Origin of the sequence: Ruegeria arenilitoris, assembly GCF_013032445.1 — a bacterium.
In the GTDB taxonomy this organism is placed as follows: domain Bacteria; phylum Pseudomonadota; class Alphaproteobacteria; order Rhodobacterales; family Rhodobacteraceae; genus Ruegeria; species Ruegeria arenilitoris_F.
On sequence record NZ_WQCA01000003.1, the window covers coordinates 294,347 to 309,691 of the forward strand.

A 15,345-nucleotide genomic window follows, 5' to 3' on the forward strand; every position below is an offset into this window, starting at 1 on the left:
CGGGTCCCGCTCGCTCGTCTTCGGTCAATGAAACGTGGCGCAATTAAAGAATTTTTCAGGAGAAACCGCCCTTCTGTAAGGGCAGAAACATTGTGTCTTTGCGCTCTGCTATGCCATAAGGCCGCACCCGTCGGAATGGGAAGGTGAGATGGACATACTAAACGCGCTTGTGGCGCTTGCGAACTTTGTGCTGGTGCCTGCGATTGCCTATGGCAGCCAGTTGGCATTGGGGGCGCTGGGGGTCACTCTGATCTACGGCATTCTACGATTTTCCAACTTTGCTCATGGCGACACGATGGCCTTTGGCGCGATGATTGCTGTGCTGGTCACATGGGGGCTGCAAGCCGCCGGGGTCAATTTCGGGCCATTGCCAACAGCTCTGCTCGCCCTGCCCTTTGCCATTCTGGGCTGTATCGTTCTGGTGCTTATCACCGACCGTTTAGTCTATCGCTTTTACCGAGAACAAAAGGCCAAACCGGTCATTCTGGTGATCGTTTCAATGGGCGTGATGTTCATTATGAACGGTCTGGTGCGCTTTATCATCGGGCCGGATGACCAAAGGTTCTCGGACGGAGCGCGGTTCATCGTGTCTGCGCGAGATTTCAAGGAGATGACCGGGCTACGCGAGGGGCTAGCAATCAAGACCTCTCAGGGCATTACCGTAGTCGTGGCTGTTGTCGCCGTGGCACTGCTGTTCTGGTTCCTCAACAAGACCCGCACCGGCAAGTCAATGCGCGCCTATTCCGACAACGAGGATCTGGCGCTGCTGTCCGGCATCAATCCCGAACGCGTGGTGATGATCACATGGATCATTGTTGCCGCGCTGGCGACCACAGCGGGCGTTCTGTATGGCCTCGACAAGAGCTTCAAGCCCTTTGTCTATTTCCAATTGCTGCTGCCGATCTTTGCCTCGGCCATCGTGGGTGGCCTCGGCAGTCCACTGGGTGCCATCGCAGGCGGCTTTATCATAGCCTTTTCTGAGGTGACGATCACCTATGCCTGGAAAAAGGTTCTGACCTATCTGGCGCCGGAAAACCTAGAGCCGTCGGGATTGGTGCAATTCCTGTCCACCGACTACAAATTCGCGGTCAGCTTTGTGATCCTGCTGATCGTACTGCTGTTCAAACCTACGGGTCTGTTTAAGGGGAAAGCGGTATGACCGAGTCTGTCAAAAACACGCTGCTTTTCGCTGTGGTCGGCGGGTTGATCCTGCTGACCGGATTCACCCAAAGCTGGAACGCCGCGATCCTGATCCTGAACATGGGGCTGATCTCGGCCATCATGGCGCTGGGTGTGAACCTTCAATGGGGCTTTGCCGGACTGTTCAACGTCGGTGTTATGGGCTTTGTCGCGCTGGGTGGGTTGGCAGTTGTGTTGGTATCAACCCCAACCACGCCCGGAGCGTGGTCTGCCGGAGGATACGGTATCGTTTTGGCCTTGCTGCTGGGTGCCGCGACCGTTGTGGCCACCGTGCTGGTTGCGCAGAAGATGCCGAAGGGCCGGGTACGGACCCTGTCGATCATCGCTATCCTGATTGCGGGGTTCTTTATCTACCGCGCCGTGCTGGATCCCAACACGGCAGCCGTCGAGGCGATTGAACCTGCGGTCGCCGGCAACCTTGGAGGCCTGAACCTGCCGGTGCTGCTGGCCTGGCCTGCCGGAGGTCTGTTGGCGGCCGGTGCGGCCTGGCTGATCGGTAAAACCGCTCTGGGACTACGCTCGGATTATCTGGCAATTGCAACACTAGGGATTGCCGAGATCATCATCGCGATCCTGAAGAACGAGGATTGGCTGGCTCGTGGCGTCAAGAACGTATACGGCATCCCGCGCCCTGCCCCAGTCGTCGGCTACGAGGTCGACCTGCAAAACGACCCCGGCTTTGTCGCGCGCGCGGAATGGCTGGGGCTGGACCCGGTCACAGCCTCAACCCTATCGGTCAAACTGGGCTATTCGCTGCTGTTCATGATCGTTCTGTTGGTACTGCTGTGGATGGCGCAGAAGGCGTTGCACAGCCCCTGGGGCCGCATGATGCGCGCCATTCGCGACAATGAGGTCGCAGCCGAAGCTATGGGCAAAGACGTCACCCGCCGCCACCTGCAAATCTTCGTTCTGGGCTCAGCCATCTGTGGCATCGCGGGTGCGATGATGACCACGTTGGACGGTCAGTTGACTCCAAGTGCTTATCAACCGCTGCGCTTCACCTTCCTTGTCTGGGTGATGGTTATCGTTGGTGGGTCGGGCAACAACTTCGGCGCGTTATTAGGTGCGTTCGTCATCTGGTTCCTCTGGGTTCAGGTCGAACCCATCGGACTGTGGCTGATGAACCTGATTACAGCGGGTATGCCCGATGGCAGTGCACTCAAATCGCATCTGATCGAAAGCGCCGCGCATATGCGCCTGCTGACCATGGGGCTGATACTTCTGATTGTTCTCAGATTCAGCCCAAGGGGCTTAATCCCAGAGAAATAGATCGTTTTACGGGGAAAATTCGAAACCGCGCCGCATATCCGGCGCGGTTTCTTGATTCAACAACCGAAGCCGAATAGACCAAGTTACCGTCGGCTGCGCTCTGGACCTGCGCCAGTTCGCCTTCAGTTAGAATAGTACATCTTGGCTCAAACCACAGGCCAAATTTCGAGAGTGAGAAGACGACACATGAAAACTTCGTTTATTCCCAAAGTCCTCATGTTGCCGGTAGTCGCCAGTTTGGCTGCCTGCATCCCATCCCCCAAGGATCTGGAAACTGAGCCGGTGAAGGTTCAAACTCCAAAAGGTGTGGTCACCTGCCAATTGTACCGCCAAAACCGGGTTGAATGGGATCGCGCAATTGACTTTCCGGCCACCAAGATGTCGGTTCCTGAGGCGGATGCCTATTGCATTCAAGAAGGCCAGCGCCGCCTGAAGTAGAAATAGGCGCCGCGCGGCACCCATGCACCTACCGGCCCCGAAACAGCCCGCCCAATATACCGCGGACGATACGGCGGCCGGTCGTGCCTTTGAGTTCTTTGATGACGGCTTCGCTCATGGCCGTGGCAAAGGTATCTTTCTTTCGCAACACCCGGGACGAAGACCGTCCAACCCGACCGCCGGAATAGCGGCGTGCCGTGGCAAATTCGCGTTCTGCCACTGTCTTCGTCTCTTCCTGTTCTTCCGCTTTGGCGGCGTCCTGGGCCGCCTTTTCCGCGCGGGTCTGGAGGATTTCGAACGCTGACTTGCGGTCTTTCAGCCTGCCATATTTGGACTGCATCGGAGAGGATGACAGTATCGCCTGACGCTCATCCTCGGTGATTGGACCCAACTGCGAACCGGGCGGACGGATCAGGGTGCGTTCGACAATCCCCGGTACCCCTTTTTTCTGCAACATCGAGGTCACGGCCTCACCCACACCAACCTCACGGATCGCAGCTTCGGTATCGAACGCCGGGTTCTCACGATAGGTTTCCGCCGCCAGACGCAGGTTCTTACGGTCCCGGGCTGTGAACGCACGCAACGCATGCTGCACCCGGTTTCCGAGTTGTCCCAGTATATCCTCGGGGATGTCCGCCGGGTTTTGCGAGATGAAATAAACACCAACCCCTTTGGACCGGATCAGCCGCGCGACCTGCTCGACCTTGTCGACCAGAACCTTGGGGGCATCCTCGAACAGCAGATGCGCCTCATCGAAGAAGAAGACCAGTTTGGGTTTGTCAGGGTCACCGACTTCGGGCAGTTCCTCGAAAAGCTCACTTAACAGCCACAACAGAAACGTCGCATAAAGACGCGGAGCACCCATCAACTTGTCCGAGGCCAGAATGTTCACCATGCCTCGTCCATTTTCGTCGGTCCGCATCAGATCGGTCAGTTCCAGAGCGGGTTCGCCGAACAGGTTCGTCCCACCCTGGTTTTCCAGAACCAGTAACCGCCGTTGAATCGCCCCAATCGAAGCGGTCGAAACGTTGCCATAACGAAGAGACAATTGTGCCCGGTTCTCACCTATCCAGACCAACAGCGCTTGTAGGTCTTTGAGGTCCAGCAACGGCATTCCTTCTTCATCGGCCACTCGGAAAGCGATATTCAGAATACCCTCCTGAGCCTCACTCAGGTCCATAAGGCGCGACAGCAGCAATGGGCCCATCTCGGTCACGGTTGTTCGAACCGGATGGCCTTGCTGGCCGAACAGGTCCCAAAATGTCACCGGACAAGCAGCATAAGCATAATCCTGCAGCCCAATGCGAACTGCACGATCCTGAAACGCCTGATGCAACTTGTGGGTGTCGCTGCCTGCCTTGGCTAAACCGGACAAGTCGCCTTTGACATCGGACAGGAACACCGGAACACCCGCCTCCGAAAACCCTTCGGCTAGAATTTGCAACGTTACGGTTTTGCCCGTGCCCGTCGCGCCAGCAATCAATCCATGCCGGTTGGCATATTTCAGCGTCAATGATTGAGGCTGGCTGTAGTCGTCACCCGCGCCGCCCAGAAAGATGCTTTTATCCATGAATATAAGGCCTTAATTTCCACCGATCTGCCCCCAGCATACAAAGTTAACCTTTAACTGCGATAGTCAATTTCGCCGCCTTCGTTGCGACAAGTGAACGGTGGCAAACTTCCTCCCTGTCGACTGACCGCGCCTTCGGGCGCGGTTTTTTTAAAGGAATGCTTGTTACGATATTAAAAGTTCAGGTTTGCAGTTGACCACTGCGCCCGCCTTTCGTAACGTCTGCCCATAACTAAGTCGGCCAGTCCGACGGGGAGAACATTTTAGAAGGGAGCCGCTCCACCGGCTCCCTTTTTCGTTTGGTAGAAACACCGGGTGACGGCAAAAAACTGATCACTTCCTGCTGTTTGTTCAGCTTAATGCCTGACACCGTGATCCAACGATGATAAAACACAGAAAAAAGCTCAATCACACTTCCGAGGCATTCATGATCAAGAAACTCCTCCCATTCAACGTAGTGGTTGCTGCGCTTATGTGCAGTACCGTACACGCGCAAGAAACGACGCAGGAAGACCAAACCCCGTCAGAAACGCCGCAGACACAAACAGGGTCTGAACTCGACCTGGGTGAAAGCGGTCCGCGTATTGGCGAGCAATATGTAAAGGAAGAAAGCGGAGACTGGAACCTTACCTGCCTCAAAACCGAGGAAGGAAATGACCCCTGTTTGCTGCGACAGGTCCTATTGGGTCCGGAAGGCCAGCCTATGGCCGAAATTTCTTTGAACAAACTGCCAGAAGGCACCACTGCAGTGGCCGGAGCAAGCCTGATCGTCCCGCTTGAGACTATGCTTCAAGCTCAGATCGCAGTATCCATCGACGGAGCTCCGGGCAAGCGATACGATTATCATCATTGCAACCCTGTCGGATGCGTCGCTCAGCTGGGTTTTACCCAGGGCGACATCGACGCCATGAAAGCCGGCACCAATGCCACAATTTCGCTGGTTTCAATACTTGCCCCTACGCAGCTACAACAGGTTGAAATGTCACTGGCTGGTTTCACCGGCGGGTACGACAAACTTGTGCCGCTTCAGAACTGACCTTCGTTGACCAAAAATCGCCGCTGACACCAATCAGCGGCGTTTTTCTGTTTCCAGTACCTGAATATCAAATCCGCTTTAGGGCCAGAACTGCATTCAGCCCACCGAAAGCGAAAGCATTACTCAAAGCCACTTCAACTTTCGCTTCCCGCGCTTCATTGGGTACTACGTCCAACGCGCACTCCGGGTCCGGCTCTTCATAGCCAATTGTCGGGGCAATCACGCCATCGCGCAGCGCCATGATACAGGCCAACAATTCAACCGCACCGGTTCCGCCGATCAGGTGACCATGCATGGATTTGGTGGATGAAATCATCAAATCATCCGCGTGTGGTCCGAACACGTCCGCAACAGCCGCACATTCGGTCTTGTCATTCGCAGCCGTGCCAGTGCCATGGGCGTTGATATATCCAACCTGATCCGCATTTAAACGCGCATCCGAAAGGGCACCCGCCATCGCCCGCGCTGCACCCTGTTTGCTGGGCATGACGATGTCCGACGCGTCCGAGGACATGGCGAAGCCAACTACTTCACACAGAATCTCGGCACCACGTGCCCGGGCGTGTTCGTATTCTTCAAAGACGAAAACGCCTGCGCCTTCTCCTTGGACCATACCGTTGCGGTTCGCGCTGAACGGGCGGCAGGCGTCCTTGGACATGACGCGCAATCCTTCCCAGGCCTTCACGCCACCAAAGCACAGCATGGACTCTGACCCACCGGTGATCATCGCGGGCGCCGCACCGCTTCGCACCATCTGGAACGCCTGTGCCATCGCGTGGTTCGACGAAGCACAGGCCGTTGAAACAGTAAAGCTTGGGCCCTTGAGGTTATGCTCCATCGACACATGACTGGCCGCCGCGTTGTTCATCAACTTCGGTACAACAAAGGGGTGAACGCGGTTCTTGCCGTCCTCGTAGACAGAGCGGTAGTTGTCGTCCCATGTCGAAACACCGCCCCCGGCTGTTCCCAGAACAACCCCGGAACGTGCGGCCAGATCGCCATGGAATTCGATCCCTGACTGATCAATCGCTTCTTTGGCTGCCGTTAGGGTGAATTGGGTGAACCGGTCATAAAGGCTCATCTGTTGGCGGTTGAAACGACCTTCCGCTTCAAACCCCCGAACCTGACCACCGATTTTTATCGAAAGCCGATCCACATCCCGGAATTCAAGCTCTGAAATACCGCAACGCCCTTCGCGCATGGCTTCCAGCGTATCGGGAACGGAATGGCCCAGCGAGTTGATCGTCCCGGCGCCGGTAATAACAACGCGTTTCATCAGCTCTGGTCAGACCTTTTCCGACACGAGCTTTTCGATACCGGCAATGATGGCTGCCACGTTCGAGATATCAAAGTCGCTGGCCTCGGGTTCGTTGGCATTGAACGGGACCGAGATGTCGAACTCTTCCTCAATGGCAAAGATGCTCTCGACAAGGCCGAGGCTGTCGATTCCAAGATCTTCAAGCGTGCTGTCGGGTGTGACATCCGAGGGCTCAAGCACGGCCTGCTCAGCAATGATTGCGATGACGCGGTCGGTGATGCTCATGTCGGTCCTCTGATTATCCCGTTGAGGATGATTTAATCGCTCGGGGGCTGTTTGAAAACAGCCTTTTTCAACGCTTCGACGTCACGGGCAATTCGCGGCAGACGACGTTGCGCTTTGTAGATATTGGTATGGGTATCCATCTTGATGCCTGGATAGCCCATGATCACACGGCCCGCGGGGACGTTAGACAGGATTTTGGTGCCGCCCCCCGCGATTACACCGTCGCCGATGAAGATGTTGTCGACCACACCGGTCTGTCCGCCCAGAACCACATTGTTTCCGATTTCAACCGATCCGGAAACGCCTGTTTGACCGCACAATAGGCAATCCTGCCCGACACGGGTGTTGTGGCCGACATGCACAAGGTTATCCAGCTTTGAGCCGTTGCCGATGCGGGTATTGCGGATGGTACCATTATCAACCGTGCAGTTGGCGCCGACCTCGACGTCGTCTCCGATCTCAACGGCACCCAGAGAGTGAATGCGCAGCCAACTTTGCGCCCGCGCGTCACCTTGATCTCCCATCGTTTTGCGCGCGTTTTCCGCTCCGGACACTTCGGGGGTGACAAAGCTGAACCCGTCGCCGCCGATCCGTGCACCGGGTTGGGCGATGAAGCGGTCTCCGATTTGCGCTCTTGCACCGATGCTGACCATTTCACGCAACATCGTGTGATCGCCCAGAACGGCGTCCATCCCGATCACACAATGCGGGCCAATTACCGCACCTTTGCCAATCCGAACACGTGCACCGATGACGGCCAGCGGACCGATTGAGGCACCCTCTCCGATTTCTGCCGTCGGGTCGATCACGGCGGATGGGTGAACTCCCGGCTCAACGCCCTGCCCGCGATCCAGCATCGCGGTAACCCCCGCCATCGCCATACGAGGCCGGGGTACGAAAATCGCGGCTTCCAACCCCATCTCCTGCCAATCGGCACCTTCCCAAACAACGGCAGCTCGCGCAGACCCGCCGCTCAGTGCCTCGGCATATTTCGGAGACATCGCCATTGCCAGATCAGAGGTATTAGCTTCCGCTGGTTCGGCAGCGCGTTCGATGATCAGGCTGGTATCACCCTGACTTTCCGCCCCAAGGGCGTCGGCAATCTGCTGGATGGTGTATTGCATATCGGGCTTCCCGGTTTAAGGACCTGCCCTGCTGATTACCCCTGAACGTCCGGCAGGGCTACCCCTGCTTTTTGCAGAGCCTCCCAGATTTTCTGATCCCGCTCATATACATCCCGGCGATACTGAACCTTGCCCTTTGGCCCGATAAAGGCCGTTCGATAGATGATGTGAACCGGAACGTGTTTTTCCAAATGCACCGTGGTTTCCTTACCGGTGTTTAGTACACGATGGAAAAACGCCTTTGGGTTTTCTTCTTGTTTGGCCAACAGCGCATACGCAAACTCAAATGGTTGCGCCAAACGGATACAACCGTGCGAAAACGCCCTAACCTCACGTGCGAACAGGCTTTTCTGAGGCGTATCATGTAGATAGATGTTGTACTGGTTGGGGAACATGAACTTCACCAACCCCAGAGCGTTGCTGTTGCCGGGTGGTTGGCGCATTGAAAACGGGAAGTTACGCTTGTTGAAACGGGTAAAATCCACAGCACCGCGGTTAACCTGACGACCGCTGCTATCGGTGATCTGAATATGACCGACGGCGTGTGGGTTCGACTTCAGCTTGGGCAGGTATTCCTTGGTGATAATTGAGCGCGGAACATACCAGCTCGGGTTTATGACCATATGCTCCATCTCGTCCGAGAATTCGGGGCTACGGCGGTCATGCGTGTTCTTGCCGATCACGGCGCGCGTTTCAAGCGTGATCAAACCGTCATCCACGATCTTGGCCGAGAAATCTGTCTGGTTGACCAGAATGTGACGCTCACCACGCTCGCGCGGCAACCAGCGTTCACGCTCAAGCGCAACGTAAACGGATTTAAGCCGATCCGAGGCGCTGCGGTTGAGTTCGGTGATCGTGCCTTGCCCGGCAACGCCGTCAGCCTCTAAGCCATGGTCTGTCTGAAACGCCTGAACGGCGCCCAACAGGGTATCGTCAAAGTCCGGGCTGGCCGTCGGACGAAGATAGCCCATGGAAACCAGACGGTTACGCAACCTAATTACATCAGATCCCGTGTCCCCGTACTCCAACTTGGACACCGGAACCGTGGGTCCCCAGCCCCCTTGGTTGACGAGGTTTTCCAGCACCAGCCTCTGCTTCATCAATGCGCGGTATTGCGTCGATTGCGGAGCGAGCTGGTCGAAGTAGCTGCCGTTTTCCGCTGCGATAAGACCCTTAAGATGATCCTTGGCCGAGGTCCGTTCAACCTTGCGCACCAGACCATCGTCAATTGTTGAAGGGCGCAATGCGCCCGATTGTAGGTTTCTGGCATATTCAACAAAAGCGCGGCTCAGCTGAATCTCGACAGCACCAAGATCGCGCGTCGTGCGAGCGTTCTGCATCTGATCCAACAACGCCTGAGCGCTGTATGACCCCTGCGGCAGACCGTGCATCTCAATGCCCGACAAAGCCCTGATCAACCGCGCCCGTCGCGCCCTATGTTCCGGCGAACCTCCCACCCAAACCGGCGCAAATCCGTTTTCCCGGTAAAATTCCGTAATCCCTGACCCCGAAGGTGCATATTCCGCCACTGCCATCTGAAAAGCACTTGTCGGCCGCGTTTCTGCGCCTGCGATTGATGCTGAAGCCAGAAAACATGCCGTTAAAACAAAACTAGTACGCGTTCGAAAACCTGAGAACATGGGGTGGCCTTGATTATTCTTTGTATTGAGCCGCTGGGATGCGTGCCGATCAACTATGATTGCGCCACGTGCAGCTTGTCTATTCACAAGTGTATCATCGCGGCTCATCTTTGGGTGCGTGATGCGTGTTTGCATCGCCCGGCGGAAATGCGCCGCCAAATGCCTCTGAATTATACACAAACGCATCACCTGCGCAAAAAACTGCCGAAAATTCCCCCTTGAAAAGGTGTCTTTGAAAGACTTCTTGGCTGATTTTCGCGACTGTGTCATAAAACCCGCATCTGGGATGGGAAAAATTAAGAACGCGCGCGTAACATCGTGTGCAGGCAGGAACAGTACGGGACGAAACTGAAATGACGATGAGCAGTACCTCGGGCTTGACCCGGCGTGCCCTTTTGGGCGCATTCGCAGCTACGGCAGTTGTTGCGGCACCGACTTATTCCAATGCGGCAGGATTTCTTCGCGGTGGTGGCGACATCCGGCGTATTCGCATGTATTCCGGACGCACAGGCGAACGCGTCGATATGATCTATTGGGTCGATGGTAAATACATCAAGGATGCCGTGAAAGAGGTTAATCATTTCATGCGCGACTGGCGGACCGACCAAGCCAAAGACATGGATCTGCGCACCATCGACATCATGGCGGCCTCCCACAATCTACTGGATGTGAACGAACCGTATATGCTGCTTTCGGGCTATCGTTCGCCGCAGACCAACGCGATGTTGCGCTCGCGATCGCGCCGGGTAGCCAAGAACTCGCTGCATATGAAAGGCCAGGCCGCCGACTTGCGTCTGTCGTCGCGTTCGGTCTCGCAAATGGCCAAGGCCGCCATTTCCTGTCGTGCCGGAGGTGTGGGCAAATACTCCCGGTCAAACTTTGTCCATATGGATTGCGGTCAAGTCCGCAGCTGGGGCGGCTAAACACCCGGCACAGTTTTGAAACGACGAGCGCCCTTGGGCGCTCTTTGTTTTTTGTGGACACCGGAAAAGGCGCTAAGGCTTGTTGAAAACAACATTCACAACGAGCGTTGCACAAAGCCTAACAAAAAGGGAGAATGGCGCACCTGAGAGGATTCGAACCTCTGGCCTCTGCCTTCGGAGGGCAGCGCTCTATCCAGCTGAGCTACAGGTGCCTTGGCCGTTAGCTAACGTTGTTCCGATCCGGGTGCAACTGCAAATCCACCCGAACCGACTAGCTTTTATGCAAACAGATCATGCGCCAGTTCCAGCGCGTCGATCAGCCTGTCGACCTCTTTTTTGGTGTTGTAAAGACCAAAGCTGGCACGACAGGTTGCTGTCACACCGTAGAAATCCATCAGCGGTCCGGCACAATGGTGGCCAGCGCGCACGGCGACACCTTTCTTGTCCAGAATAGTTGAGACATCATGCGCGTGCCCTGCCCCGTCCAGCGTAAAGCTGAAGATGGCCGCCTTGTCGGCACGGGTGCCTTGCACCTGCACCCAATTCAGGCCGGTCAGGCGCTGCATCGCATAGTCGCGAATTCCGGCCTCGTGCGCGGCGATGTTCTCCATCCCTAGTTCCATCATGTAGTCTAGCGCCACGCCCAGCCCGATGGTCTGTACAATACCGGGGGTTCCAGCCTCGAACTTCATCGGTGGGTCGTTGTAGATCACCTGATCCTTGCTGACCTCTTTGATCATGTCGCCGCCACCGATAAAGGGTCGCATCTCGGCCATGCGTTCCGATTTGATGTAGATCGCACCCGAGCCGGACGGGCCGTACAATTTGTGTCCGGTGATCGCGTAGAAATCGCAACCGATATCCTGAACATCGACCGGCATATGCACGGCACCTTGGCTGCCATCGACCAGCACGGGAACCCCCTTGGCGTGGGCGCCTTGGGTGATAGCTTTGACATCAACCACGGTGCCCAGAACGTTCGAACACTGTGTCACGGCAACCAGCTTGGTCTTGGGGCCAATTGCGTCGATCACGGCCTGCGGGTCCAGACCGCCTTCGGCATCCACGTCGACCCATTTCAGGACAACCCCCTGACGTTCGCGCAGGAAATGCCAGGGTACGATGTTGGCGTGATGCTCCATGACGCTGAGAACGATCTCATCCCCTGCCTGCAAACGCGGCATCGCCCAGCCATAAGCGATGAGATTGATCCCCTCGGTCGTGCCAGAGTTCAGTACGATCTCATCCTCATCCGCCGCACCCAGAAAACGGGCGATGGTGCCGCGGACGGCCTCGTATTTTTCGGTCGCCAGATTGGACAGAAAATGCAGACCACGGTGAACGTTCGAGTATTCCTCGGAATAAGCCCGTGTCACCGCATCGATGACAACCTGAGGCTTTTGCGCAGAAGCCCCATTATCCAAGTAAGTCAGGGGCTTGCCATTCACCTTGCGCGACAGGATCGGAAAGTCTGCACGGATTTTTTCTACGTCATACATAGTCTTCTTATCCCTATACCGGGCCGCTGGGTGTTAACGCGAGGACAAAAGGCACCGCCACAAGAGCAGACAGCAAAATGACCCCGAAGGATTTCCAGAGCGATCCGAATTTATGCGCTTCATTCAGGAAATGGAGCGTGACGTAAAGGCTCAACACCGCCGTTGCGAGGGTAATCACAACGATCAGCAACGGCAGCACCAGCAACGACATCAGAGACAACACCAACCCTGCGATCTGCAGGTATTGCAGCCAGACCGTCAGCAGGAGAATATCGTCAAAGGACCCGACCCCGCCCAGCAAGCGGCCAAACATCAAAAACGCCAAAACGCTCAGCATCATGGCCCCGGCCGAGCGGGCAAGGATCAGCAAAACCGGCTCGGCAGCGGGAACGGGCTGGCCGGGTGGGATCGGCAGCGCATGCGCCATCCCCACTTGAAGCAGGCAACTCAGTACTACCGCAAGGGCAAATCCCAGCCACAAAACTTCACGCCCCGGTCGTAGAGCCAGCAACAAGCGCGCGGTTTGGGCAGGGTTAGTGACGGTCAAGACCGCAAGATTGCCAAGCGACGTTGTGTTCATTCCGCTCGCCTTTGCGTTTGTCTGAGACCGGAAAGCCAGAACCAGAGGAAAACGACCCACCAAGCTGCTCCAATGCAATTCAGCGCAAGTCCTGGCCCGATAAAACCGGCTACCAACCCTCTCAGAAGCATAACTGGGCTAGCTGCCAAGAACGCCCAGAACAAAGCCAATCTAGCACCGTACCAATCGCCTGAGCCGCCAAACATCCGTAAGATCAGATGGCTAATACCTGCCAATAGGTACAGCAGCAGCGGCGCTCCGAGAAGCCAAGCATAGAGTGAGCCCGCAAGCAACGAGTTCAACTCTTGATCCATTAGGTGCGCTGTTCGCGCTTGAAGCGGCATATGACCGATGAAAACCAACGCACAACCAATCATCACGAACGCCAGCACGCGATCTTCGCGAGGCCCCATTTCCAGAAGCCGGCGCACTACGCGCCCCGGCCCCCGGTACGTGGCCACGATATCCGATGTGACAGGCATCAGCTGCGCCGCGCCAGCCAGCCTTCCAGACGGGTCACGATCGCATCGGCCAGTTCGCTGTCTTCGATCTCGTCCACCGCCTCGGCCAGAAAGGCCAGCGTCAGCATGTTGGTGGCATCCTTGACCGGAACCCCGCGCGAGCGCAGGTAGAACAGGGCCGTCTCGTCAATCGCACCCGAGGTCGACCCGTGCGAGCACGCAACGTCATCGGCATAGATCTCAAGCTCGGGCTTGGCGAGGAACTGGCTGTCATCATCCAGCAGCAGCGACTGACTGATCTGATAGCCGTCAGTTTTCTGGGCGCCTTCCTTCACAAGAATCTTGCCCTGGAACACGCCGGTTGCACCGTTGCGCAGAACCTTCTTGAACACCTGACGGCTTTCGCAATTCACCGCGTCATGGGTGATGAAGACGGTATCGTCATGGAGAAAATCACCATCGCCAACACAGGCACCTGCTACATGGGCCACCGCATCGTCACCGGTCAGTTCGACAACCTGTTCGTTGCGGGTCAGAACACCATTTGCGGTCAGGGTGAACGACTTGTAGGTCGATTCCTGACCCAGACGGGTAAACATATGGGTCATCGCCCGACGCTCGTGATCGCGACCCTGCGCGCGCACGTGATGCAGCGTGCCGTTATCGGCGATGTCGATCTCCATGCACTTGTTGAACCGAGACGCTGCCGGGCCGTTTTCCAGAATCGTAACCTCGGCCCCGCTTTCAACACGGACAATGTGATGCAGCATGGCATCCGACGTCTCCGACGCGTGGCGATAGATCAGGCTGATCGGTTTGGATGGCTTGCCGGTGACGTGAATCGCCACGCCATCCTCGGCAAATGCCGTATTCAGTGCAGCCAGAGGCCGTTGCACCGGCGATTGCCCACGCGCCTCAAGAACGCCGTACAATTCCTTGGCCCAGTGGATATCCTTGCAGCAGATATCCTCAATCCGCTCAATGTTGACGCCTTCCAGCTCCAGTTCATCTGATTCTTCGGCGCTGAACACGCCGTCGATGAAGACGATTTTCAACCGGTCGATTTCACCGAACAATATCGCCTCATCCGAGTGGAACAGTGCGGCACGTGGTGCCTCCGGCGAAATCAAAGTGTCGGGGCGCGTGTATTTCCAATACTCGTCGCGCCGTCCGGGCAGACCCATCTCTAAAACACGCGCCAGCGCATCTTCACGCGCGGCACGCGTGCATCCGGCATCGGGCATGGTCAGTGTGGCCAGCCGTTCCTCGGTTGCGGTCTGTTTTGCTTGCGGCAAAGCCATCAGTTCACCTCGGCCAGAATGTCGGCGTAACCGTTATGTTCAACTTCCAACGCCAGTTCAGGGCCACCGGATTTCACGATACGACCATCCGCCATGATGTGGACGACGTCAGGTTTGATGTGGTCCAACAGACGCTGATAGTGGGTGATGACCAGAAAACCCCGGCCCTCGTCCCGCAGCGCGTTGACGCCTTCGGACACCAGCTTCATCGCATCCACGTCGAGGCCCGAGTCGGTCTCGTCCAGAATGCACATCTTGGGTTCCAGCATCGCCATCTGCAAGATTTCGTTGCGCTTTTTCTCACCGCCCGAGAAACCGACATTGACCGGACGCTTGAGCATGTCCGCATCGATCTTCAGCGATTTGGCCTTTTCGCGGACCACTTTCAGGAATTCGGCGGCGGACAATTCCTCTTGCCCGCGGGCCTTGCGCTGCGCATTCACGGCGGTGCGCAGGAAGGTCATGTTGCCGACGCCCGGAATTTCGACCGGATATTGGAACGCCAGAAAGACACCAGCCGCGGCACGCTCTTCCGGCTCCATCTCCAAAAGGTCTTCGCCGTCCAGAGTGGCCGAACCTTCGGTGACCTCATAGCCATCCCGACCCGACAGCACATAGCTAAGCGTCGATTTGCCCGAGCCGTTCGGCCCCATGATCGCGTGCACCTTGCCGGCCTCAACCGTCAGATCCACACCTTTCAGGATCTGCTTGTGTTCTTCTTCAAGTTGCACGTGCAGGTTCTTGATTTCCAGCATGTTTTG

The 15,345-nt window shown here is 56.5% G+C and carries 15 protein-coding genes and 1 tRNA gene; 5 read left to right on the top strand and 11 right to left on the bottom strand.

Translation table 11 applies throughout. The features are described from left to right. Nucleotides 1–148: 148 nt before the first annotated feature. The 3 genes from GOW98_RS05920 (at nt 149) to GOW98_RS05930 (ending at nt 2,907) form a co-directional block, all read left to right on the top strand. Complete coding sequence (locus GOW98_RS05920; RefSeq protein WP_170330139.1) at nt 149–1,159, top strand: branched-chain amino acid ABC transporter permease; 1,011 nt, start codon at nt 149–151, stop codon at nt 1,157–1,159. Further along, complete coding sequence (locus tag GOW98_RS05925) at nt 1,156–2,469, top strand: branched-chain amino acid ABC transporter permease (RefSeq protein WP_170330140.1); 1,314 nt, start codon at nt 1,156–1,158, stop codon at nt 2,467–2,469. The genes GOW98_RS05920 and GOW98_RS05925 overlap by 4 nt, the downstream gene beginning before the upstream one ends. A gap of 186 nt (nt 2,470–2,655) precedes the next feature. Continuing rightward, nucleotides 2,656–2,907: a hypothetical protein gene (locus GOW98_RS05930; RefSeq protein WP_170330141.1), complete on the top strand. Its 252-nt coding sequence runs from the start codon at nt 2,656–2,658 to the stop codon at nt 2,905–2,907. Nucleotides 2,908–2,935: 28 nt separating this feature from the next. On the opposite strand, the gene GOW98_RS05935 is transcribed toward GOW98_RS05930, so the two are convergent. Further along, nucleotides 2,936–4,477, bottom strand: a complete 1,542-nt coding sequence (locus tag GOW98_RS05935; RefSeq protein WP_170330142.1) for a helicase HerA-like domain-containing protein — start codon at nt 4,475–4,477, stop codon at nt 2,936–2,938. A gap of 427 nt (nt 4,478–4,904) precedes the next feature. On the opposite strand from GOW98_RS05935, the gene GOW98_RS05940 reads away from it, so the two are divergent. After that, nucleotides 4,905–5,513: an invasion associated locus B family protein gene (locus GOW98_RS05940; protein WP_170330143.1), complete on the top strand. Its 609-nt coding sequence runs from the start codon at nt 4,905–4,907 to the stop codon at nt 5,511–5,513. A gap of 67 nt (nt 5,514–5,580) precedes the next feature. Here GOW98_RS05940 and GOW98_RS05945 read toward each other — a convergent pair whose 3' ends face one another. Genes GOW98_RS05945 through GOW98_RS05960 form a run of 4 tightly spaced genes read right to left on the bottom strand, consistent with a single transcriptional unit; the run spans nt 5,581 to nt 9,820 of the window. Beyond that, a complete protein-coding gene (locus GOW98_RS05945; RefSeq protein WP_170330144.1) occupies nt 5,581–6,789 on the bottom strand; it encodes a beta-ketoacyl-[acyl-carrier-protein] synthase family protein in 1,209 nt (402 codons plus the stop codon). A gap of 9 nt (nt 6,790–6,798) precedes the next feature. After that, on the bottom strand, nt 6,799–7,056 hold the full coding sequence (locus GOW98_RS05950) for an acyl carrier protein (protein ID WP_170330145.1): 258 nt from the start codon (nt 7,054–7,056) through the stop codon (nt 6,799–6,801). Nucleotides 7,057–7,088: 32 nt separating this feature from the next. Next, entirely contained in the window at nt 7,089–8,180 is a 1,092-nt protein-coding gene (lpxD, locus tag GOW98_RS05955; RefSeq protein WP_170330146.1) for a UDP-3-O-(3-hydroxymyristoyl)glucosamine N-acyltransferase, read from the bottom strand. A 35-nt stretch (nt 8,181–8,215) separates the two neighbouring features. Beyond that, nucleotides 8,216–9,820, bottom strand: coding sequence for a L,D-transpeptidase family protein (locus tag GOW98_RS05960; RefSeq protein WP_170330147.1), 1,605 nt, complete (start codon nt 9,818–9,820; stop codon nt 8,216–8,218). A gap of 353 nt (nt 9,821–10,173) precedes the next feature. Here GOW98_RS05960 and GOW98_RS05965 point away from each other — a divergent pair, with 353 nt between their 5' ends. Next, entirely contained in the window at nt 10,174–10,743 is a 570-nt protein-coding gene (locus tag GOW98_RS05965) for a YcbK family protein (RefSeq protein ID WP_170330148.1), read from the top strand. 135 nt (nt 10,744–10,878) lie between these two features. Here the strand turns inward: GOW98_RS05965 and GOW98_RS05970 are convergent. From GOW98_RS05970 to sufC, 6 genes are all read right to left on the bottom strand, one after another. Further along, nucleotides 10,879–10,955, bottom strand: a tRNA-Arg gene (locus GOW98_RS05970). A 66-nt stretch (nt 10,956–11,021) separates the two neighbouring features. Further along, the gene (locus GOW98_RS05975; protein WP_170330149.1) at nt 11,022–12,242 is read right to left on the bottom strand and encodes a cysteine desulfurase; all 1,221 of its coding nucleotides are present in this window, start codon (nt 12,240–12,242) and stop codon (nt 11,022–11,024) included. Between the two features lie 13 nt (nt 12,243–12,255). Beyond that, a complete protein-coding gene (locus GOW98_RS05980) occupies nt 12,256–12,822 on the bottom strand; it encodes a YIP1 family protein (protein WP_170330150.1) in 567 nt (188 codons plus the stop codon). Next, nucleotides 12,819–13,304 carry a YIP1 family protein gene (locus GOW98_RS05985; protein ID WP_170330151.1) on the bottom strand — a complete coding sequence of 162 codons (486 nt, stop codon included), beginning with the start codon at nt 13,302–13,304 and terminating at the stop codon, nt 12,819–12,821. Before GOW98_RS05985 ends, GOW98_RS05980 begins: the two co-directional genes overlap by 4 nt. Further along, nucleotides 13,304–14,584, bottom strand: a complete 1,281-nt coding sequence (gene sufD / locus GOW98_RS05990) for a Fe-S cluster assembly protein SufD (RefSeq protein WP_170330152.1) — start codon at nt 14,582–14,584, stop codon at nt 13,304–13,306. The genes GOW98_RS05985 and sufD overlap by 1 nt, the downstream gene beginning before the upstream one ends. Then, complete coding sequence (sufC, locus tag GOW98_RS05995; RefSeq protein ID WP_170330153.1) at nt 14,584–15,339, bottom strand: Fe-S cluster assembly ATPase SufC; 756 nt, start codon at nt 15,337–15,339, stop codon at nt 14,584–14,586. The genes sufD and sufC overlap by 1 nt, the downstream gene beginning before the upstream one ends. Between the last annotated feature and the right edge of the window lie 6 nt (nt 15,340–15,345).

Excerpts from the sequence above, each read along its gene's own strand:
- GOW98_RS05920 (WP_170330139.1), top strand. The coding sequence starts at position 149 with ATGGACATACTAAACGCGCTTGTGGCGCTTGCGAACTTTGTGCTGGTG.
- GOW98_RS05925 (WP_170330140.1), top strand. The coding sequence starts at position 1,156 with ATGACCGAGTCTGTCAAAAACACGCTGCTTTTCGCTGTGGTCGGCGGG.
- GOW98_RS05930 (WP_170330141.1), top strand. The coding sequence starts at position 2,656 with ATGAAAACTTCGTTTATTCCCAAAGTCCTCATGTTGCCGGTAGTCGCC.
- GOW98_RS05935 (WP_170330142.1), bottom strand. The coding sequence starts at position 4,477 with ATGGATAAAAGCATCTTTCTGGGCGGCGCGGGTGACGACTACAGCCAG.
- GOW98_RS05940 (WP_170330143.1), top strand. The coding sequence starts at position 4,905 with ATGATCAAGAAACTCCTCCCATTCAACGTAGTGGTTGCTGCGCTTATG.
- GOW98_RS05945 (WP_170330144.1), bottom strand. The coding sequence starts at position 6,789 with ATGAAACGCGTTGTTATTACCGGCGCCGGGACGATCAACTCGCTGGGC.
- GOW98_RS05950 (WP_170330145.1), bottom strand. The coding sequence starts at position 7,056 with ATGAGCATCACCGACCGCGTCATCGCAATCATTGCTGAGCAGGCCGTG.
- lpxD (WP_170330146.1), bottom strand. The coding sequence starts at position 8,180 with ATGCAATACACCATCCAGCAGATTGCCGACGCCCTTGGGGCGGAAAGT.
- GOW98_RS05960 (WP_170330147.1), bottom strand. The coding sequence starts at position 9,820 with ATGTTCTCAGGTTTTCGAACGCGTACTAGTTTTGTTTTAACGGCATGT.
- GOW98_RS05965 (WP_170330148.1), top strand. The coding sequence starts at position 10,174 with ATGACGATGAGCAGTACCTCGGGCTTGACCCGGCGTGCCCTTTTGGGC.
- GOW98_RS05975 (WP_170330149.1), bottom strand. The coding sequence starts at position 12,242 with ATGTATGACGTAGAAAAAATCCGTGCAGACTTTCCGATCCTGTCGCGC.
- GOW98_RS05980 (WP_170330150.1), bottom strand. The coding sequence starts at position 12,822 with ATGAACACAACGTCGCTTGGCAATCTTGCGGTCTTGACCGTCACTAAC.
- GOW98_RS05985 (WP_170330151.1), bottom strand. The coding sequence starts at position 13,304 with ATGCCTGTCACATCGGATATCGTGGCCACGTACCGGGGGCCGGGGCGC.
- sufD (WP_170330152.1), bottom strand. The coding sequence starts at position 14,584 with ATGGCTTTGCCGCAAGCAAAACAGACCGCAACCGAGGAACGGCTGGCC.
- sufC (WP_170330153.1), bottom strand. The coding sequence starts at position 15,339 with ATGCTGGAAATCAAGAACCTGCACGTGCAACTTGAAGAAGAACACAAG.